Source organism: Ulvibacterium sp. (assembly GCF_965248315.1).
GTDB lineage: Bacteria > Bacteroidota > Bacteroidia > Flavobacteriales > Flavobacteriaceae > Ulvibacterium.
Genome location: NZ_CBDFIX010000002.1, coordinates 619,811 through 639,282, shown reverse-complemented (window position 1 = coordinate 639,282; position 19,472 = coordinate 619,811). Strand labels below are relative to the sequence as shown.

General features: G+C 41.6%; 21 protein-coding genes and 1 pseudogene. 13 read left to right on the top strand and 9 right to left on the bottom strand.

What is annotated here, in order from left to right; translation table 11 throughout:
* Position 1: 1 nt before the first annotated feature.
* On the top strand, positions 2-1,087 hold the full coding sequence (locus ACP2AF_RS04410) for an acyltransferase family protein (protein WP_425235031.1): 1,086 nt from the start codon (positions 2-4) through the stop codon (positions 1,085-1,087).
* Here the strand turns inward: ACP2AF_RS04410 and ACP2AF_RS04405 are convergent.
* The gene (locus ACP2AF_RS04405) at positions 1,077-1,673 is read right to left on the bottom strand and encodes a riboflavin synthase (protein WP_425235030.1); all 597 of its coding nucleotides are present in this window, start codon (positions 1,671-1,673) and stop codon (positions 1,077-1,079) included. The two genes, ACP2AF_RS04410 and ACP2AF_RS04405, sit on opposite strands and share 11 nt — an antisense overlap.
* A gap of 58 nt (positions 1,674-1,731) precedes the next feature.
* Between ACP2AF_RS04405 and pdxA the strand changes: the two genes are divergently transcribed.
* From pdxA to ACP2AF_RS04355, 10 genes are all read left to right on the top strand, one after another.
* Positions 1,732-2,778 (top strand): 4-hydroxythreonine-4-phosphate dehydrogenase PdxA, encoded by a 1,047-nt coding sequence (gene pdxA / locus ACP2AF_RS04400; protein ID WP_425235029.1) that lies wholly within the window; start codon positions 1,732-1,734, stop codon positions 2,776-2,778.
* Between the two features lie 162 nt (positions 2,779-2,940).
* Entirely contained in the window at positions 2,941-3,471 is a 531-nt protein-coding gene (locus ACP2AF_RS04395; protein WP_425235028.1) for a YceD family protein, read from the top strand.
* An 8-nt stretch (positions 3,472-3,479) separates the two neighbouring features.
* Positions 3,480-3,677 (top strand): 50S ribosomal protein L32, encoded by a 198-nt coding sequence (gene rpmF, locus ACP2AF_RS04390; protein ID WP_425235027.1) that lies wholly within the window; start codon positions 3,480-3,482, stop codon positions 3,675-3,677.
* A gap of 283 nt (positions 3,678-3,960) precedes the next feature.
* Positions 3,961-4,956, top strand: a complete 996-nt coding sequence (locus tag ACP2AF_RS04385) for a beta-ketoacyl-ACP synthase III (protein ID WP_425235026.1) — start codon at positions 3,961-3,963, stop codon at positions 4,954-4,956.
* Positions 4,957-4,974: 18 nt separating this feature from the next.
* The gene (accB, locus tag ACP2AF_RS04380; RefSeq protein ID WP_425235025.1) at positions 4,975-5,466 is read left to right on the top strand and encodes an acetyl-CoA carboxylase biotin carboxyl carrier protein; all 492 of its coding nucleotides are present in this window, start codon (positions 4,975-4,977) and stop codon (positions 5,464-5,466) included.
* A 78-nt stretch (positions 5,467-5,544) separates the two neighbouring features.
* Positions 5,545-6,897: an acetyl-CoA carboxylase biotin carboxylase subunit gene (accC, locus tag ACP2AF_RS04375; RefSeq protein ID WP_425235024.1), complete on the top strand. Its 1,353-nt coding sequence runs from the start codon at positions 5,545-5,547 to the stop codon at positions 6,895-6,897.
* A 36-nt stretch (positions 6,898-6,933) separates the two neighbouring features.
* Positions 6,934-8,046, top strand: a complete 1,113-nt coding sequence (locus tag ACP2AF_RS04370; protein ID WP_425235023.1) for an NAD(P)/FAD-dependent oxidoreductase — start codon at positions 6,934-6,936, stop codon at positions 8,044-8,046.
* Positions 8,047-8,325: 279 nt separating this feature from the next.
* Positions 8,326-8,973, top strand: coding sequence for a hypothetical protein (locus tag ACP2AF_RS04365; protein WP_425235022.1), 648 nt, complete (start codon positions 8,326-8,328; stop codon positions 8,971-8,973).
* Between the two features lie 71 nt (positions 8,974-9,044).
* Positions 9,045-9,500, top strand: a complete 456-nt coding sequence (locus ACP2AF_RS04360) for a 3-oxoacyl-ACP synthase (RefSeq protein WP_425235021.1) — start codon at positions 9,045-9,047, stop codon at positions 9,498-9,500.
* A 242-nt stretch (positions 9,501-9,742) separates the two neighbouring features.
* The gene (locus ACP2AF_RS04355) at positions 9,743-10,114 is read left to right on the top strand and encodes a SnoaL-like domain-containing protein (protein WP_425235020.1); all 372 of its coding nucleotides are present in this window, start codon (positions 9,743-9,745) and stop codon (positions 10,112-10,114) included.
* 4 nt (positions 10,115-10,118) lie between these two features.
* On the opposite strand, the gene arfB is transcribed toward ACP2AF_RS04355, so the two are convergent.
* The 7 genes and pseudogenes from arfB to ACP2AF_RS04320 all read right to left on the bottom strand — a co-directional run bounded on the left by arfB (position 10,119) and on the right by ACP2AF_RS04320 (position 17,300).
* Positions 10,119-10,523, bottom strand: coding sequence for an alternative ribosome rescue aminoacyl-tRNA hydrolase ArfB (gene arfB, locus ACP2AF_RS04350; RefSeq protein WP_425235019.1), 405 nt, complete (start codon positions 10,521-10,523; stop codon positions 10,119-10,121).
* Between the two features lie 5 nt (positions 10,524-10,528).
* Entirely contained in the window at positions 10,529-11,503 is a 975-nt protein-coding gene (locus ACP2AF_RS04345; RefSeq protein WP_425235018.1) for an ABC transporter ATP-binding protein, read from the bottom strand.
* An 87-nt stretch (positions 11,504-11,590) separates the two neighbouring features.
* A pseudogene (locus ACP2AF_RS04340) lies at positions 11,591-13,740 on the bottom strand (prolyl oligopeptidase family serine peptidase).
* Between the two features lie 138 nt (positions 13,741-13,878).
* Positions 13,879-14,868: an aspartate-semialdehyde dehydrogenase gene (locus ACP2AF_RS04335; protein ID WP_425235017.1), complete on the bottom strand. Its 990-nt coding sequence runs from the start codon at positions 14,866-14,868 to the stop codon at positions 13,879-13,881.
* Positions 14,869-15,063: 195 nt separating this feature from the next.
* Entirely contained in the window at positions 15,064-15,468 is a 405-nt protein-coding gene (gene mscL, locus ACP2AF_RS04330) for a large conductance mechanosensitive channel protein MscL (protein ID WP_425235016.1), read from the bottom strand.
* An 85-nt stretch (positions 15,469-15,553) separates the two neighbouring features.
* Complete coding sequence (gene alr / locus ACP2AF_RS04325) at positions 15,554-16,663, bottom strand: alanine racemase (protein ID WP_425235015.1); 1,110 nt, start codon at positions 16,661-16,663, stop codon at positions 15,554-15,556.
* Positions 16,656-17,300, bottom strand: coding sequence for a thymidine kinase (locus ACP2AF_RS04320; RefSeq protein ID WP_425235014.1), 645 nt, complete (start codon positions 17,298-17,300; stop codon positions 16,656-16,658). Before ACP2AF_RS04320 ends, alr begins: the two co-directional genes overlap by 8 nt.
* A 105-nt stretch (positions 17,301-17,405) precedes the next feature.
* Here ACP2AF_RS04320 and ACP2AF_RS04315 point away from each other — a divergent pair, with 105 nt between their 5' ends.
* A complete protein-coding gene (locus tag ACP2AF_RS04315; RefSeq protein WP_425235013.1) occupies positions 17,406-18,095 on the top strand; it encodes a hypothetical protein in 690 nt (229 codons plus the stop codon).
* A 74-nt stretch (positions 18,096-18,169) separates the two neighbouring features.
* A complete protein-coding gene (gene rsmI, locus ACP2AF_RS04310; RefSeq protein WP_425235012.1) occupies positions 18,170-18,841 on the top strand; it encodes a 16S rRNA (cytidine(1402)-2'-O)-methyltransferase in 672 nt (223 codons plus the stop codon).
* A gap of 3 nt (positions 18,842-18,844) precedes the next feature.
* Here the strand turns inward: rsmI and ACP2AF_RS04305 are convergent, their stop codons facing one another.
* Positions 18,845-19,429, bottom strand: a complete 585-nt coding sequence (locus ACP2AF_RS04305; RefSeq protein WP_425235011.1) for a Crp/Fnr family transcriptional regulator — start codon at positions 19,427-19,429, stop codon at positions 18,845-18,847.
* Positions 19,430-19,472 lie beyond the last annotated feature (43 nt).

The window sequence follows — 19,472 nt, the reverse complement described above, 5'->3', positions numbered from 1 at the left end:
CATGAAGGATAGGATTATTTCAGTAGACATTTTTAGGGGACTTACCATAGTCCTAATGATTTTAGTAAACACCCCTGGAACGTGGTCTGCCGTATATGCGCCCTTTCTGCATGCCGATTGGCATGGTTATACACCTACGGATCTGGTATTTCCCTTTTTCCTTTTTATCGTTGGGACTTCCATTGTATTTGCCTATAAAAACAAGCCCGTTAATGCTAAGAGTTACAAAAAGATTACGATTCGTGCCTTAAAGTTGATTGGCCTCGGCCTTTTTCTTGGAGCGTTTACCATCACCTTTCCCTTCATAAAGGATTTTGCCGAAATCCGGTTTCCTGGAGTTTTACAGCGTATAGGTGTTGTATTCTTTTTTGCTGCGATTTTATTTCTGAACGTTAACTGGAAAACCCTTATAGGCATATGTGCCTTTCTTTTGATCGGCTATTGGCTGTTAATGGGTTTTGTACCCGTAGGTGGGATGGAATCCACTTTTGAAAGGGCTCCCAATAATTTGGCGAATTACGTGGATTTAAACGTTTTAGGGAGCCATATGTGGAAGGAAGATTATGACCCCGAGGGTCTATTAAGTACAATACCGGCAATTTGCAGCTCATTGTTAGGTATTTTTACCGGATTGCTTTTAACATCAAAACTGCCCAAAAAAGTAACCCTTATGGTCGGTATTGGAGGTTCGTTGCTGATACTTGGACATTTATGGGATTTGGTCTTCCCTATAAATAAAGCACTTTGGACCAGTAGTTTTGTTTTGGTTACGGCTGGCTGGGCCAATATGTTGCTGGCATTGATTTACTACCTGACAGATGTAAAGGGGATTGAATTCGGAAGTGTTTTTCGCTATGCCGGTGCCAATGCCATTATCGTATATTTTTTGTCGAGCTTCATCTCCAAGGTTTTTGGTATGATCAAGGTGGGGGATACTTCATTTCATGGATGGCTCTTTGAAACCATTTATGTCCATGATTTTATGTCCATGCAAATGTCCTCCTTACTTTATGGTCTTTCGGTCGTTGCATTTTATTGCCTTTTGGCCTATGTTTTATACCAAAGGAAGATTTTCATTAAGGTTTAGAATGCAGACTCAATAACTTGGTCACGTACTTTCCGATAACGTCAAATTCTAGGTTTACTTTAGATCCAACCTTATAGGCATGAAATCGAGTGTTTTCATAGGTGTACGGTATAATGGCCACACTAAACGTATTTGTTCCGGAATCGACCACTGTTAAACTTACCCCATCAATAGTTATAGACCCCTTTTCAATAGTTGGATTGTTGAGCGAAACATCATACTCGAATGAAAACAGCCAGCTGCCATCCTTTTCCTCGATTGAGGTACAGGTCCCAGTTTGATCCACATGCCCCTGAACAATATGGCCGTCCAATCGGGAACCCAGGATCATAGCACGTTCCAGGTTCACGGAATCACCGATTTTCAAATCACCGAGATTGGTTTTTTGAAGTGTTTCGTCAATAGCCGTAACTGTATATTTGTCCTCTCCTAAGGAAACTACGGTTAGGCAAACACCATTATGGGCCATACTCTGATCTATTTGCAACTCCTTGGCTACCCGGGAAGCTATTGTAATGTGAAGGTTGCCCCCATCCTTTTCCAATTGTGATATCTCTCCTAAGGTTTCGATTATTCCCGTAAACATGTTCCGCTTAAATTGAGTAATTTTGTGCGATAAATTTAGGGATAAAGCCAAAGAAAATATGCAGGAAAATCGAAAAATACGGCTAGGGATTTCCATAGGTGACCTAAACGGAATTGGATGTGAGGTCGTTCTTAAGACTTTTGAAGATTCCCGTATGCTGGATTTTTGTACACCTGTAATTTTTGCTTCCAATAAAACCATTTCCTTTCAGAAAAATGCTTTGGGCATTGCCATTAAATACCATGGTAGCCATGAAGCTTCCAAGATTATTGAGGGCAAGATCAACGTGGTGAACATTTGGAAGGAAATTCCTAAAATCGAGTTTGGAAAAGAAACCCAAGAAGCTGGAAAATATGCCTTAAAATCATTACAGGCAGCCGTAAAAGCCCTAAAAGAGGAAAATATTGATGCCCTGGTGACCGCTCCGATCAACAAAAATAACATTCAGTCAGAAGACTTTAAATTTCCTGGGCACACAGATTATCTGGCCCAAGAATTGGAGGGTGAAAGCCTTATGTTTATGGTTACGGATACATTAAAAGTGGGACTGCTTACGGATCACGTCGCCGTAAAGGATGCCCCTACGGCCATAAATCCTATCTTGGTCAGGACCAAGGTGCGTACGATTGAAAAATCCCTACAGATGGATTTTGGGATACGAAGACCAAAAATTGCGCTCCTAGGGATTAATCCGCACAGTGGGGACAACGGTGTTATTGGCAAGGAAGATGATGAAGTTTTGAAACCCGTCATTAAGGAAATGTCAGACTTGGGCCACTTGATTTTTGGCCCCTATTCAGCAGATAGTTTTTTTGGCTCGGACTCCTATAAGAACTTTGATGCCGTTTTGGCGGCCTATCACGATCAAGGATTAATTCCCTTCAAGACACTTTCCTTCGGCAAGGGGGTCAATTATACCGCAGGTCTTTCAAAAGTCCGTACCTCCCCCGATCATGGCACGGCCTATGAGATTGCGGGAAAGGGCAAAGCTGACTATAGCTCATTTAAGGAGGCGGTATTTACCGCCTTGCAAATTTTTAAGAACAGAACGGAATTCAAGGAGCTGAATGAGAATCCATTACAAAAGCAAAAAGTAAGGCGATAAATCAGCGGTCTTCCAACAAATTTTATAAGGTGTTGACGTCCTGAACATTTGGGGGTCAAATATTGGCTTTTATCAAAATAATAGTATCTTTGCACCCGCCAGAATGGAAACGTTTTGGTATTCCCATATCAAGGGCATAGGTCAAAAATAAGTGTTGGTACGATGAAGCATAAGGAATATAATATTCCTTTCTCTGGATTGAAGCAAGGAAAACACGGGTTCACCTATTCAATTGATAATACGTTCTTTGATTCTTTTGGGTATGAAGAGTTCAACGAGGCCAGAATAGATTTCTTGGCAGAGCTGAACAAAATGAGTACTATGCTAGAATTGCATTTAAGGGGAGAGGGGATAGTAAATGTAGATTGCGATTTAACAAGCGAGCCTTATGATCAACCAATTTCCGGTGAATTGGAATTAGTGGTCAAGTTCGGAGAGGATTTCAATGATGAGGATGATGAAATATTGATTATTCCCCATGGGGAACATCAAATCAATATAGCGCAATACATTTATGAAATGCTGGTGCTTGCCGTTCCTCAAAAACGGATACATCCGGGAGTATTGGACGGCACTCTAAAATCTGATGCCCTAGATAGGCTCAAAGCACTGGAGCCCAAAGAAATTAATGAGAATTCAGAGAAAAATGACCCGCGTTGGGACGCATTAAAAAAGTTTTTAACGGATAAATAAGATATAAAATGGCACATCCTAAAAGAAAAATATCCAGAACTAGAAGGGATAAGAGAAGAACCCATTATAAGGCTGTCGCCCCTACTTTGGCTACGGATCCTACAACAGGAGAGATGCACTTGTACCATAGGGCTCATTGGCATGAGGGCAAATTGTATTACAAAGGCCAGGTTTTAGTAGACAAGACCGAGGAAGCAGAGGCTTAATAAAGCAAAATGATATTTTTTAAATTCCTGTCCCTATAAGGACAGGTTTTTTTGTAGGCGTTTGTTTTTAAAAAATGAAAATCACATTTGTGTAAGGACGAAGGACAGTAGCAAAGATTACTTCAACGTCCCCGGTAATATGATGCCGGACACAATTAAAATCGAATCATATAATTTTCAGACTCTCTAAATCCTTTTAATTTGAAAAAAGTCGCAGAAAATCAGTATTTTTCACGAATTTTGATGCATTTTAAAAGGTTTTTGATGCAAAATCAACTTTAGGATGGGGAAATTGACGGCAGCGATTACAGCTGTAGGAGCTTACGTTCCAAATTTTGTATTGACCAATAAAATGCTGGAAGGCATGGTAGATACCAATGATGAATGGATCGTTACTAGAACCGGCATCAAGGAAAGGAGAATATTAAAACCGGAGGAAGGAGAAGGAACGTCCTATCTGGCCATTAAGGCGGCAAAAAACCTTTTGGAAAAGAGGAATTTGGATCCCAAGGAAATCGATTTGGTTATGATAGCCACAGCCACGCCAGATAGTCTGGTTGCATCTACCGCGGCCTTTGTCGCCTCAGAAATTGGGGCCACCAACGCCTTTTCTTATGATTTGTTGGCGGCCTGTTCCAGTTTTTTGTTCGGAATGTCCACCGCAGCAAGCTATATCCAATCCGGCAGGTATAAAAAAATTCTATTGATCGGAGCAGATAAAATGTCTTCAATAATCGACTATACGGATAGAACTACCTGTATTATTTTTGGAGATGGTGCGGGAGCTGTTCTCTTTGAACCTAACACGGAAAACCTTGGGCTACAAGACGAGTATCTCAGGGCGGATGGTTCAGGAAGAAAATTTTTAGGAATGGATGCGGGAGGGTCACTATTGCCAGCCTCTGAGGAAACGGTAAGGAATCGGAAGCACTTCATTTATCAAGATGGAAAATCGGTTTTTAAATTTGCCGTGTCGAACATGGCCGATGTGGCCGTGAAAATCATGGAACGGAATAATTTGAGCCATACTGACATATCATGGTTGGTTCCACATCAAGCCAATAAACGAATTATTGATGCAACGGCAAAAAGAATGGGTCTGGACGGTTCCAAGGTGATGATGAACATACAGCGCTATGGCAATACAACCGCCGCGACACTTCCACTTTTGTTGAGAGACTATGAAGACCAACTGAAAAAGGGCGATAACTTAGTTTTCGCCGCTTTTGGAGGAGGCTTCACTTGGGGATCTATTTATTTAAAATGGGCCTATAACTAAAACTAAAACTAAAATGTAATGGATATCAAGGAAATTCAAAGCCTGATCAAATTCGTGGCAAAATCCGGTGCCAGTGAAGTAAAACTTGAGACAGATGATATAAAAATCACCATTCGTACCGGAGCGGTCGGATCTGGATCGGATACGACCTATGTACAACAAATTCCCGTCCCACAAACCCCGCTGGCACCAATTCCGCAAGCTCCTGCGGAGACTCCCGTCCCATCCCCGGAAACAAGCACTAAAGAGTCCCCGGAAGAGGATGCCAAATATATTACTATAAAATCCCCGATTATCGGAACCTTTTACAGAAAACCCTCGCCGGACAAACCGGCATTTGTGGAGGTAGGTTCCAGCATCTCAAAAGGAGATGTTCTCTGCGTTATAGAAGCAATGAAGCTTTTTAATGATATAGAGTCCGAAGTATCCGGTAAAATTGTGAAGGTTTTGGTAGAGGATTCCTCACCGGTAGAATTTGATCAACCCTTGTTTTTGGTAGATCCATCCTAGGTTAAATCACAACGCCAAATTCCAAATACCAAAATCTTTTTGGAATTTGGAATTTGAGATTTGAAATTTGGTAGCATTATGTTCAAAAAAGTATTGATTGCAAATAGGGGGGAAATCGCCCTTAGGATTATCCGAACATGTAAAGAAATGGGTATCAAGACCGTTGCGGTCTATTCCAAAGCGGATGAGGAAAGTCTACATGTTAGATTTGCGGATGAGGCGGTCTGCATTGGCCCGGCCCCTAGTAGCGAATCTTATTTAAAAATCCCCAATATTATTGCTGCTGCTGAGATTACCAATGCGGATGCCATTCATCCTGGATATGGATTCTTGTCCGAAAATTCAAAGTTTTCAAAGATCTGCGCTGAACATGAGATAAAATTTATAGGTGCTTCTGGAGAACAGATTGATCAAATGGGAGACAAGGCAACCGCCAAGGCTACAATGAAAAAAGCTGGGGTACCTACCATTCCTGGCTCTGAAGGCCTTTTAAAGGATGTTGCCGATGCCAAAAAGATAGCCAAAAAGATGGGCTACCCGGTTATGATCAAGGCCACTGCAGGTGGCGGAGGTAAGGGAATGCGCGCTATCTGGTCCGAGGATCAAATGGAAAGTAACTTTGAAAGCGCTGTTAAGGAGGCTACTGCTGCCTTTGGAAATGGGGGTATGTACATGGAAAAACTGATAGAGGAACCACGCCATATCGAAATACAAGTAGTAGGGGACCAATATGGAAAGGCTTGTCACCTCTCAGAAAGGGATTGCTCCGTTCAACGTCGTCATCAAAAGTTGACCGAGGAGACCCCTTCACCCTTTATGACGGATAAGCTACGAGATGAAATGGGCAAAGCCGCTATAAAGGCAGCAGAATTCATTAAATATGAAGGTGCCGGTACTGTAGAATTTTTGGTGGACAAACATCGCAACTTCTATTTTATGGAAATGAATACCCGTATACAGGTGGAGCACCCCATAACGGAGCAGGTTGTGGATTATGATTTGATTCGGGAACAGATTCTAGTAGCCGGAGGCGTACCTATTTCAGGTAAGAACTACATCCCAAAGCTACATTCCATAGAATGTCGTATCAATGCTGAAGACCCTTATAACAATTTCAGACCTTCTCCAGGGAGAATAACCACCTTGCACACACCAGGAGGTCATGGGGTTAGAATGGACACCCATGTGTATAGCGGTTACGCAATTCCACCAAACTATGACTCCATGATCGCTAAATTGATTACCACGGCGCAGACCCGTGAAGAGGCCATTAACAAAATGAAACGTGCCTTGGACGAATTTGTAATAGAAGGCATCAAGACTACCATCCCATTCCATAGACAGCTCATGGAACATCCTGATTATTTAGCGGGAAACTATACCACCAAGTTTATGGAAGATTTTGAGATGGAACCGCTGTCCGAAGCATGAACGGACAAGATCTGATAGGTCTTACAAATTCCGGATATGAATCTCAGTTACTGGGAATACAAAACATGGTTGTCCCATATCGATTTTGCTATTGTAGGAAGTGGGATCGTTGGACTCAATTGCGCAATCCGATTGCGGGAAAAACACCCAAAAGCCAAGATTGTAATATTTGAAAGAGGCGTTTTGCCCCAAGGTGCCAGTACTAAAAATGCCGGTTTTGCTTGCTTTGGTAGTCTTTCGGAAATTCTGGCGGATCTAAGATCCCATTCCAAGGATGAGGTATTTCATCTTGTATCACAAAGATGGAAAGGAATACGGCTGCTCCGAAGCACCTTGGGCGAGAAACAAATCGATTTTCAACAGAACGGTGGTTATGAACTCTTTTTGGAAGAACAGACGGCCCTTTATGAGAATTGCCTTGATCGCATAGCGGAAATCAATCACTTTCTAAAACCGATTTTTGGAGCTGAACCTTTTAGCTCCTGTCCAAATTCTTTTCATTTCAAACAGATAAAGGAACACTATATCAGGCATGTTTTTGAAGGACAATTGGATACCGGCAAGATGATGATGGGACTCCTTCAACTAGCACAACAAAAAGGCATTATTATCTTAAATTCAATAACCGTCAATGATTTTGTGGAAAATCAGGGAAAAGTATCGCTTCAAACGGATGCTTTTGAATGCCAGGCAAGGAAATTGTTTATAGCTACCAATGGATTTGCATCCCAATTGTTGAATGAAAATGTAAAACCCGCCCGCTCTCAAGTGTTGATTACCAAACCTGTACAAAACCTTGCAATCAAAGGGACATTTCACTTGGACGAAGGGTATTATTATTTTCGGAACATGGATAATCGTATACTATTGGGAGGGGGTAGAAACCTTGATTTAGAAGGAGAAAAAACGGTTGTTTTCGGTCAAACCAAATTGATTCAAAATCGATTGCAAGAACTTCTGGAACAGGTTATTCTCCCGACCACCTCCTTCGAAATAGACCAAAGATGGAGTGGTATCATGGGAGTGGGTAAAGAAAAAAAGCCTATTGTAAAACAGGTTTCGGAAAACATAACTTGTGGCATTCGTTTAGGGGGCATGGGGGTCGCAATCGGCAGTTTAATCGGGAAGAAGTTGGCTGATCTAGTCTAGAGCCCCGTGGTAATGAGAGAGCAAATTTTGATATTCTTGCTCTGGCGATACCTCAATAAAGCCGTTGGTTTTTTCTTTGCAAGTGATATTTTCTTCCTATATTGGTAAGCTTACTTTTTTATGAGCTTCCCCAAAGCTTATTCCAAAATTTTTATGAACTGAACACTCGTATCCCCTACTCTGGGGTATTCACACTATTTGCTTTGGTAGCCACCCATATCGCTCGATTTTTTAACAACCGGCGGTAAGGATTAAATGGGATGCTAAAACTATGATTTTATGAAAAATGGTATTGTGGGGAAATTTGGTTTAAGTTATATGGTAATGCTCTTAGCGTTCTTTTGTATGGGGTGTTCCTCATCCAAAATGAACTTTAAAAGGGAATATAACAAGGTATGGAAGGAAATGGTAAAATCCGAAGCTTGGAAGAATTCCTTATTGGCGGATAGGACTGTAAAACCTGAGGAAGAAATGGATTTTTACACAAGCATTCTAGATGTGGGAATAGATAAGAGAGATAGTTATAACTCATTGATGGAAAAAGAAGTGGCATTCGAGGAAAAATACAGCACCCTTGTTTCCAGGGCGTATTTTAAAATTATCGCCGAAGCCGAAAAGGCGGATTATCGTCTAAAGAAAGAATATGAGGATTGGAACGCCAAAAAATCCGAAGCGGGAAATAAAGGGAGCAAAACGTTCAAAAAGCAACTCAATTTGGTAAATCGGCGTTACGCTGCACACCAAAAAATGCTCAAGGGACTTAAATCATGGAATATTTTAAGCGAATACAGATCGGACGATCTTCGATTCTTTAAAAATGAAAACAGAGATGAGGTCCAGCAAATGTTCAATACGGGCAAAGACGAAAAAGCCATCGTAAATCTTTTGATATACAAATTGGCGGATCTCTATCATTTTGAGGATTAAGCCTTCAGATTTACTAAACTCCTCCAAATTGAATAAAATTTGGACATTCCTATTTTCTAATTATTTCTTCAATGCCAGGTATATCCAAAAAGGATTTGTTCGAATTTTGCGAGACTTTTGTTACAGATAGAATTGCACGCGTTCGGAAGAATATGGTCGATATACAGGAAGCATTGACCTCGGAAACCAAAAGTAGTGCTGGCGACAAGCATGAAACGGGTAGGGCAATGCTGCAGTTGGAACGTGAAAAACTCGGCCATCAATTGGCACAGGCCGAGGGTATGAAGCTGGTCTTGACTAGGGTGCTTTTACAGGAAAACATACAAATCATAGGCCTTGGTAGTTGCGCAATTACCTCAAAAGGGAATTATTTTTTGGCTATATCCGCAGGGGTATATGTAAACAAGGATATATCCATTTTTTGTATCTCCATGGGAACGCCTATTGGAAAACTGTTGTTTGGAAAGCGTATTGGCGATGTTGTTGTTTTCCAGGGAGAGAAAATCGAAATTTTAGAAATAAAATAGTGCAATATGGCATATGATTTTTTAACCTCATTTGTACCCCAAATGTGTTACTTTATTCACCAAGCAGGGTCATAAAGGTTAAGAATAGCTTTTTAGGCATGATGAGGCGACCGAATGTTTCATAGCCTGTTACCAATATTAGAATTCATAATCAGAATCTTATTCTTATTTAACCATAATATAAAACAAGGTTCCTCTATTCTTTATAAATTTAAGAGTATTAAACATTAAAAATTTTAGAAATGTCTACACAAGAAGTTGCTGATAAATTGGTAAGCCTTTGCAGGGAGGGAAAGTACGTTGAAGCATATGATCTTTATGCTGATGATGCAGTGAGTATTGAAATGGCAGGAATGCCCGGGGATGAAGTCACTATGGGTAAGGAAAACATTGTTGACGCCTATAATGAATGGGCTGAAACCATTGAGGAAATGCACGACGGTTCCGTTGGCGATCCGATTGTAGCGGCAAATCACTTTGTAGTTCCTATGTCCATGGATGCTACATTTAAGGAACAAGGTAGGTGGGCCATGGAAGAATTATGCATGTATCAAGTTGAAGATGGAAAAATCCAGAAAGCCCAATATTTTTATGAGGTGCCCAGCATGGGTTAAAGAATTATTCCAAAGCGGGTTTCCCGCGACCCGCCTTTTTCTGCGAAGTAATTTTTTTGGCCTTTAGCCTTTTTTCCACCGAATTTTTGGAAGGCTTTGTTCTTTTCCTTTTTTTAGGGGTTTTCAGTGCAGACTCGATAACGTCAAAAAAACGAAGGACGATAAGTTCCTTGTTCCTGTGCTGACTACGGGTTTCATCACATTGTAAAAGCAATAGGCCATTGTTGGTTAATCTGGGCTTTAGTTTATCTAGAAGACGTTCTTTTTCCGTATCCAAAAAGGCAAAGGAGTTTGCCAGATCAAAAGTCAATTCAATTTTTGTGGAAACCTTGTTCACATGCTGTCCACCGGCACCACCACTGCGAACGGCCTTAAATTGAAGTTCCTTTATAAGTTGCCCCTTATCCATGAAGACTAGATATTTAATCGCTGATTTATGGTATCTATGGAAATATTCAGAAAAACGTTCTTTCCATCTTCCAAAGCAGAATGGTGGTTAAAGTAAATGTTTTGTTCTTCATAGGTTCCTACTATCATATAATGCCCTCCCATATAGTACGATCCTTTTACGATGACTTCCAAACCTGATTTTTCCGAAACCTTGAACTCATGGGCATAGACAATAATGCGTCGTTTGGTATCTGCATATGATTTAATAACATTAATCGGAATTCTATTGGCCTCACCGAATAACGAGGCAATGTAAAGGTCTTTTGGATGTTCGTACAAGTTTTTTGGTGTATCCTTGGCGATAATTCTTCGGTCTTTTAATACAATTACTCGATCGGCAAAGGGGAGCATATCATTATGATCATGGGTTGCCGTTAAAACAGTAATACCTTCTTTTTTTAAAAAGGAGAACAAATTCCTCCTCAAGGTGTTTTTCCTGAAATTATCGATATGGCCAAAGGGCTCATCCAGCAATAGAATTTGGGGCTGTTGCGCTAACACTCTGGCCAAAGCTACACGTTGTTGTTGTCCTCCACTTAAATAACGCACTTTAGTTTGGGCCATGTGGGCCATTTCTATCATTTCCAAAAGCTCCTCGGTGCGGGCTTTAAGCTCCTCTGGCTCAAAAACAGAAAGGTACTGGCTCACATTTTCGAAAACGGTCGTATAGGGCATCAGGTCGAAATCTTGGGCCAGATATTTCATATAGGGTTCGCCAGGGACCAAATTATACAAAGGGCCCATTATTTGGTTTTCATCCCAATAGACCTCGCCCACCTTTATGTGCAGCAAGCCGTAGATGATTTTGAGCAAGGTGCTTTTTCCACACCCACTTTCCCCAATAATGGATACATGTTCGCCTTTGGAGACTTTCAGGTTTATGTCCTCCAACACTGATGTTTCGTCATAGGCAAATGAAACGTGGTCTACTTGAAGCATATAAAGTGTCGTTCTAAGGGGGAAAATCAAAAATCTGCCCTAAATTAAGAAACGGATTTTCCGATAAAATATTGATAGTCGCCCGTATTAATCCTTAAATTCTTTAAGCACGTTTTGGTTGGGCAGTTCCTCAAAGCCCATATTGTAAAGGGTAAATCCAAAAATATCGGCATACTGTGCAATAGTCTTGCTTACTGGGGTGCCTGCACCATGTCCTGCATTGATCTCTATCCGGATCAAGGTAGGATTTTTCCCGGTTTGTTTTCTTTGTAACTCTGCCACGAATTTAAAACTATGGGCGGGGACTACGCGGTCATCATGATCTCCAGTGGTAATTAGCGTGGCTGGATATTCCGTGTTTTCCTCTATATTGTGTAAAGGGGAATAGTCTTTTAAATAAGCGAAGATTTCCTTACTATCCTGGGCTGTGCCATAATCATAGGCCCATCCGGCACCTGCTGTAAATGTATGATAGCGTAGCATGTCCAAGACCCCAACGGCCGGAAGCGCAACCTGCACAAGGTCCGGTCGTTGCGTCATGGTCGCTCCGACCAAAAGACCTCCATTAGAACCGCCTCTAATGGCCAAATATTCTTTGGAAGTGTAGTTGTTGTCAATAAGATATTCAGCGGCTGCTATGAAATCATCAAATACATTTTGCTTTTTCATTTTTGTGCCGGCAATATGCCACTTTTTCCCGTACTCGCCACCACCTCTAAGGTTGGGCACGGCGTATACACCTCCCTGTTCCATCCAAATTGCATTCACAATGCTGAATGCAGGCGTAAGGCTAATATTGAATCCGCCGTAACCATATAGGATAGTCGGATTTTTCCCATTACGTTCAATTCCTTTTTTATGGGTAATGATCATGGGCACCTTAGTACCGTCCTTTGAAGTATAAAATACTTGTTTGGACTCGTAATTAGAGGGGTCAAAATCAATTTCCGGTTTCCAGTATTGATTATATTTTCCTGTATCCACATTATATTTATAGGAAGAACTTGGGGTGTTGTAATTGGTAAATGAAAAATAAAACTCCCTGTCTTCTTTCTTGCCTCCGAATCCACCGGCACTACCAACACCAGGAAGCTCCACTTCTCGAATCAGATTCCCTTCGTAATCATATTGTAAAACCTTTGAGATGGCATCCACCATATATGCGGTAAAGAAATATCCGCCTCCGGTCCCTGCGGTCAACACATTTTTCGTTTCCGGGACGAAGTCTTTCCAATTATCTGGAACAGGATGGGTAGCATCCGTTGCCACAATTTTTTTATTTGGGGCATTGCGGTTAGTGACCAAATACAATTTGGTTCCAACGTTGTCAATGACATGGGTATCTGATTCTGTATCATCCAGTATAGTGACCAATTTAGAAGCAGGGTCTTTTAAATCCTTCAAGTACAGTTTATTGCCCGAGGTGGAGGTCGAAGCGGAAATAAAAAGATAGCGCTCATCTTCGGATAGATAACCGCCCACATAACGATGTTTTTGTTCTGATGTTCCACCAAAAACAATTCTATCTTCAGCTTGCGGAGTACCCAATTTGTGATAGTACAATTTATGTTGGTCCGTTTTTGCGGAAAGTTCACTGCCTTGGGGCTTGTCATAGCTGGAATAGAAAAAGCCGTCATTACCTTTCCAGGAAATACTGCTGAATTTGATATCTATCAAGGTATCCTCCACAATTTCCTTGGTCTCCGTATTAATTACAATCCCTTTACGCCAGTCGCTCCCCCCTTCGGAAATTAAGTATGCTGCTTTTGAACCATCTTTAGTGAAACTTAGGCTCATCAAAGAAGTGGTTCCATCTTCGGAAAAGGTATTTGGGTCTAGAAAAACTTCTTCTTCATCCCCTTGTTTTTTACGATAGACCACATATTGATTCTGCAAGCCATCGTTCTTATAGAAGTAGGTGTAGTCACCTTCTTTAAAAGGGGAGCCCAGCTTTTCATAATTCCAGAGCTTTTCAAGACGGTTCTTAAGGTCATCCCGAAACGGAATGCCATCCAAATAGCCAAAAGTAACCTTGTTCTGGGTCTTTACCCAAGCTTCGGTTTCTTCACTCCGGTCGTCTTCCAACCAACGGTAAGGGTCTTTTACTTCCGTTCCGAAATAAGTATCTACAGTGTCAACTTTCTTGGTGACGGGATAATTCACAATACTCGGATTTCTTTCTTGGTTTTACAGGCAGCAAAGATAAGCACTAGCAAAAAGATGCCGATTTTTCGCATATCAACTGGGATTAAATCTTATAAAAATATCCCAAAAGTGTATGAAATCAATACGTTTAGAGAGATTTAACTTTGTTTTAGGGAGCTCATGAGAGGTGTGCAAAATTTGGACACCATACCGATTTACAGATGGGTTGCCTACACCAGCTGATTTTCCACTAAATACTCTGCAATTTGGACGGCATTGGTCGCAGCTCCTTTTCTAAGGTTGTCGGATACGATCCACATGTTCAATGTATTGCGCTGGGTTTCGTCCCTACGGATACGACCTACAAAAACCTCATCCTTATCATGTGCGTAAATGGGCATAGGATAGGTATTGGTATCCGGGTTGTCCTGTACCGTAACTCCTGGAGTATCGTTCAATAACTTTCGAACCTCATTAAGTTCAAAATCGTTCTCGAATTCTACATTTACGGATTCCGAATGTCCTCCCGCGGTGGGTATACGTACAGCTGTAGCACTTACCGAGAAAGTACGGTCATCCAATATTTTTTGTGGTTCGCGGGCCAGTTTCATTTCTTCCTTGGTGTACCCGTTTTCCATAAAAACATCGCAATGTGGCAATGCATTTCTATTAATGGGGTAGGGATAGGCCATTTCGCCCTCAACACCGGCCATTTCGTTTTCCAACTGTTTTACGGCTTTTACACCTGTTCCCGATACCGATTGATAGGTAGAGACCACTACCCGTTTCATACGATACTTCTGGTGCAAGGGTGCGAGTGCCATAACCATTTGGATGGTGGAACAATTGGGGTTGGCAATGATTTTGTCCGTTGCCCTCAATTCATGGGCATTGATTTCAGGAACTACCAACTTTTTGGTTGGATCCATACGCCAAGCGGAAGAATTGTCCACAACCGTAGTACCGACCTCTGCGAATTTTGGAGCCCATTCCAAAGAAGTGTCTCCACCTGCTGAGAAAATGGCAATGTCTGGTTTTGCGATTACGGCCTCGTTAAGTCCAATAACCGTATGTTCCTCCCCTTTATAGGTCAATTTTTTCCCTACGGAGCGTTCCGAAGCTACCAATAACAATTCGGTTATGGGGAAATTTCGTTCCGCCAATACCTTTAACATCACCTCGCCAACCATTCCCGTGGCACCTACTACAGCTACTTTCATTACCTGTCAATTTGGAAAGGCAAATGTACTTCAAGAACCGGGACTGTACAAGTAGATTCATGTATATGTAAAAAATATAACAAAATGTTATAAAAACGAATCTTCCTTTTGGTAAAAGAAAAACCCCTGTTTATGCAGGGGTTAATGGTTTTAATTGTGATGTAGCGGATTAGCCTTTATAAGGCTTGATATCGTTTATTGCTTTTTTAGCAAATCCCGGATTTCGGCCAAGAGTTCCTCTTGGGTAGGTCCGGATGGGGCGGGTTTTGGCTTTGGAGCCCGTACTTTGTTATATGATCTTACGATCATGAACAAAACGAAACCTACAATGATCAGATTGATAATCGTGTTTATCCAAGCTCCATAGCGGATGGCACTTTCTGGCTTTTCTACAGTTCCGTCGGCCGCCATTACAGCTTCAGAAAGTATTACTTTCATATCCGCAAAATCCATTCCGCCGGCAAAATGACCCACAATGGGCATCATAATGTCATTGACAAATCCGCTTACGACAAGTCCAACGGCTCCTGCCAATATAACGGCTACGGCTAAATCTATGACGTTTCCCGTCATGATAAAATTCTTAAATTCTTTCCACATGGTTTTAGTGTTTTAGTTACTATTTGTTTGTGCTTGTCCGCAATATAACCAAAAAAACAATGTTAACGAAACGTTAATTATCGAATCAATCACCAACGAAAACACGCTTTACCCTATGGGAAATGCTCGTTAAAAGTTCATAGGAAATGGTATTTGCTGTAGAAGCAAATTCCTCGGCGGTCGGATTTTTCCCAAAAATGATGACCTCATCCCCTTCTCGACAATCAATTCCGGTAATGTCTACCATAATCATGTCCATACAGACATTTCCAATTATGGGCGCTTTTTTTCCGTGAACCGTTACACAAGTACTGCCATTGCCGTACTGCCTGCCTATCCCGTCGGCGTGCCCCAAAGGAAGTGTGGCCGTTATCCGGTATCCATCAGACGTAAAAGCCCTGTTGTATCCTACAGTTTCGTTGGGTTCTATTTTATGGATTTGTGAAATAATAGTCTTAAGGCAAGCTACGGGTCTCAATTGTACATCGATATTCCTTTCATTGCCATAACCGTACAGACCGATCCCGCTTCGGACCATATCCCATTGGGATTCCGGGTAATTGATGATACCCGAAGTATTCAGTAGATGTTTAAAAGGTGAATAATCCAATTTTTCATCTACCTTGGCGGCAATTTTTTGAAACGTATTGATTTGGCCATGGGTAAAGGCTGCTTCCCCCAAATCCTCAGATGCCGCTAAATGGGAGAAAATAGAAACTATTTTGATTTCATTTCGTCCGACCAATCGTTCAACAATGTAATCTACATCGTTCTCCCAAAATCCTAGACGATTTAGACCTGTATTGAATTTGATATGTACCGGATAATCCTTTTGATTATGTTTTTTGGCGACTTCAAGAAATTCCCTGAGAATTTTTGGGGAATACAGACTGGGCTCTAAATTTTTTTGTATAAGCGTTCCAAAATTTAAGGGCTGTGGATGCAATACTAGAATAGGAACCTGTATACCTCCATCCCGCAAGGCCACGCCTTCGTTTACATAAGCTACTGCAAAATAGTCGACTCCCAGACCTTCCAACTTTTGGGCAATTTTTATGGCATCACTACCGTAGGCGAACGCTTTTACTACTGCCAAGAATTTTGTGGCAGGTCGCAATCTGGATTTCAAATAACGATAATTGTGCTCAAGCGCACCCAAATCGATTTCAAGAATGGTTTCTTTGGTTTTAGGCATTAGGTTTTTTGGAGTTTGATGGGAGCTCTTCGACCTCCACATCCATCTTTTTTACCTTTTCCCGTAACATTGCCTTAAAAAAAGCGGCCCTGCTTAGGGGTTCATATTCCTCGACCTCCCCAAGCATGACCAAGTTATCATTATTGGATTTTCGAAAACTATAGTTGGCCAAGTTTCCCGTACGGGTACAGATTGCATGTACTTTGGTAACATATTCTGCAGTGGCCATTAAGGCAGGCATTGGCCCAAAAGGGTTTCCCTTAAAATCCATATCCAGCCCCGCTACCACCACCCGAATACCCTTGTTGGCCAAATCGTTACAGACCGTAACTATTTCATCATCAAAGAATTGGGCCTCGTCAATACCAATAACATCACAGGTATCCGCCAAAATGCGAATGTTTGCCGCTGCAGGTACGGGAGTGGAGCGGATTTCATTGGCATCATGGGAAATTACTTTATCCTCATGATACCGATTGTCCACAATAGGTTTAAATATTTCCACCTTGAGCTTGGCAAACTTTGCACGCTTCAATCTGCGGATAAGTTCCTCGGTCTTACCAGAAAACATCGAGCCGCAGATGACCTCTATCCAGCCGAATTGTTCTTTGTTATTAACGGTATTTTCGAGAAACATTTTGTAATTTTAGACGAAAATAAGGGGTTTCTTCGTTCCTGTTAACAGGGAGCATTAAAATTACTAAAAAAGGAACACCTTTTCCGAAAGGATAAAATAAAAGCAATGAAGCGAAAACTGAAGGAGGAGTTGCGGAAACTGTCTACGGACATCATTACCTCCAGGGATTTAAGGGAAATCACCGACCTCTATGAAGCGGCCAAAAATCTTTATGAGAAACTTGCCGTATTAAAGTTTATTGAAAATGAGCTGAACGATGTGGAAGTAGACGTTTCAAAAAACGCAATGGCGTCCAAGTTTGAAAAAATGGCAAATGCCGTGCTGAACGCCAATTCATCGGTGCCAGAGAGTAATCCACATAGTGAGGATATTATGACCCCGGGAATAGACACTATAAAGGATATGGTCTCGGAAATGCCCAGTGAGGCACCGGTAGATGAGGTTTTGGCCGAATTTATGGCAAAACCGGAATATGTGAAGAACGATAAAGAGCTTTTTATGCCTCCCAAAGAGAATGGGGCAAAGCGAGAGACTAGACCAAAATCCCTAAACGACAAATTTGGGAATACGGACATTAAGGTAGACCTTAACAACCGATTGGCCTTTGTGAAACATCTTTTTAATGAAAGTACGGAGGATTTCAATAGGGTTATCTCCCAGTTAAATACCATAGATTCTGAGGAGCGATCTATTTCCTTTATAACCAACATGGTAAAACCCGATTACAACAATTGGGCGGGAAAAGAGGAGTATGAAGAGCGATTTATAGCACTGATTCAACGCAGGTTTTCGTAAAATCCCTTATAAAATCATCAAAATAAAATGCCGGAAGTTGTGAAATCAATTTCCGGCTTTTGATTTCTTCGAAAATGGGAAAGCTTTATATTGTACCTACGCCGATAGGCCATCTGGAGGATATCACCTTAAGGGCTATCAATATTCTAAAGAAGGCGGATATCATACTGGCCGAGGATACCCGGACAAGCGGGAAGCTTTTGCAACATTATGAAATTACCACTCCAATGCAGTCCCATCACATGCACAATGAGCACAGAACGGTGGATGCCATTGTAAAGAGGATAGTGTCCGGCGAAACCATTGCCCTAATTTCCGATGCTGGTACGCCGGCCATTTCGGATCCGGGGTTTTTATTGACTCGGACCTGCATTGAAAATGATATCGCCGTAGAATGTCTTCCGGGCGCAACCGCCTTTATACCGGCACTGGTAAATAGTGGACTCCCTAATGATAAATTTGTTTTTGAGGGTTTTCTTCCAGTAAAAAAAGGCCGTCAGACCCGATTAAAGCTTCTGGCCGAGGAAGCCCGAACCATGGTATTTTATGAATCGCCGCATAAATTGGTCAAGACCTTGGGCCAGTTCGTGGACTATTTTGGAGAAGACCGCCCTGTTTCCGTTTCCAGGGAACTGACCAAAATATATGAGGAAACAATTAGGGGAACTGCTGCTGAAGTATTGGCACATTATTCCGATAAGCCCCCCAAGGGCGAAATTGTTATTGTGGTTGCGGGGAAAAAGTAGTGTCTAGTAGCGGGCGGATTTTCGAAGTCGGCTAAACGTTTCCGGTTTCATATTTAAGTAAGAGGCTAAATATTTTTGTGGAATTACTTGTAATTCCTTGGGACAACGCTGCATGAATTGTATATAACGTTCTTCAGCGGACAGGGTAAGCAACTCTGCTTCCCGATACAATCGGCCCATAAGGATATCCCTAAAAAAATGATGCCCCCAAGTCTGAAAATCCGGATCAAGTTCAAAGAGACTTTGATAATTTTCCCAGGTGATGGCCAACATTTTGGAAGGCTTTAGGGCCTCCAAAAAAGTAAATGAAGAGGTTTTATAAATAAAGGAATCGAAAACACCGGAAGGGCTCCCGGAATACGAAAATCCCAAAACTACTTTCTCCCCTTTCTCATTTAGGATATAAAGGGCCTGTACCCCTTCCAATACAAAATAAAAGTAGCGCTCGGTATTACCCGCTTCGGTAATGAGTTCGGAGCGATTAAAGGATTTTGGAACCCATAAAGAGCGGAATTTTGATTCGCTCTCCGAACCCAAATGAACCTGTGGGAAAAAGTGTTTCAGTTTTTGATATGTCGTATCGTCCATAGAAGGTGCATAACGTATGGACTATAAAAATAAGGTTTACGAT

Coding starts and splice junctions, on each gene's coding strand:
- ACP2AF_RS04410 (WP_425235031.1), top strand. CDS start 2: ATGAAGGATAGGATTATTTCAGTAGACATTTTTAGGGGACTTACCATA.
- ACP2AF_RS04405 (WP_425235030.1), bottom strand. CDS start 1,673: ATGTTTACGGGAATAATCGAAACCTTAGGAGAGATATCACAATTGGAA.
- pdxA (WP_425235029.1), top strand. CDS start 1,732: ATGCAGGAAAATCGAAAAATACGGCTAGGGATTTCCATAGGTGACCTA.
- ACP2AF_RS04395 (WP_425235028.1), top strand. CDS start 2,941: ATGAAGCATAAGGAATATAATATTCCTTTCTCTGGATTGAAGCAAGGA.
- rpmF (WP_425235027.1), top strand. CDS start 3,480: ATGGCACATCCTAAAAGAAAAATATCCAGAACTAGAAGGGATAAGAGA.
- ACP2AF_RS04385 (WP_425235026.1), top strand. CDS start 3,961: ATGGGGAAATTGACGGCAGCGATTACAGCTGTAGGAGCTTACGTTCCA.
- accB (WP_425235025.1), top strand. CDS start 4,975: ATGGATATCAAGGAAATTCAAAGCCTGATCAAATTCGTGGCAAAATCC.
- accC (WP_425235024.1), top strand. CDS start 5,545: ATGTTCAAAAAAGTATTGATTGCAAATAGGGGGGAAATCGCCCTTAGG.
- ACP2AF_RS04370 (WP_425235023.1), top strand. CDS start 6,934: ATGAATCTCAGTTACTGGGAATACAAAACATGGTTGTCCCATATCGAT.
- ACP2AF_RS04365 (WP_425235022.1), top strand. CDS start 8,326: ATGAAAAATGGTATTGTGGGGAAATTTGGTTTAAGTTATATGGTAATG.
- ACP2AF_RS04360 (WP_425235021.1), top strand. CDS start 9,045: ATGCCAGGTATATCCAAAAAGGATTTGTTCGAATTTTGCGAGACTTTT.
- ACP2AF_RS04355 (WP_425235020.1), top strand. CDS start 9,743: ATGTCTACACAAGAAGTTGCTGATAAATTGGTAAGCCTTTGCAGGGAG.
- arfB (WP_425235019.1), bottom strand. CDS start 10,523: ATGGATAAGGGGCAACTTATAAAGGAACTTCAATTTAAGGCCGTTCGC.
- ACP2AF_RS04345 (WP_425235018.1), bottom strand. CDS start 11,503: ATGCTTCAAGTAGACCACGTTTCATTTGCCTATGACGAAACATCAGTG.
- ACP2AF_RS04335 (WP_425235017.1), bottom strand. CDS start 14,868: ATGAAAGTAGCTGTAGTAGGTGCCACGGGAATGGTTGGCGAGGTGATG.
- mscL (WP_425235016.1), bottom strand. CDS start 15,468: ATGTGGAAAGAATTTAAGAATTTTATCATGACGGGAAACGTCATAGAT.
- alr (WP_425235015.1), bottom strand. CDS start 16,663: ATGCCTAAAACCAAAGAAACCATTCTTGAAATCGATTTGGGTGCGCTT.
- ACP2AF_RS04320 (WP_425235014.1), bottom strand. CDS start 17,300: ATGTTTCTCGAAAATACCGTTAATAACAAAGAACAATTCGGCTGGATA.
- ACP2AF_RS04315 (WP_425235013.1), top strand. CDS start 17,406: ATGAAGCGAAAACTGAAGGAGGAGTTGCGGAAACTGTCTACGGACATC.
- rsmI (WP_425235012.1), top strand. CDS start 18,170: ATGGGAAAGCTTTATATTGTACCTACGCCGATAGGCCATCTGGAGGAT.
- ACP2AF_RS04305 (WP_425235011.1), bottom strand. CDS start 19,429: ATGGACGATACGACATATCAAAAACTGAAACACTTTTTCCCACAGGTT.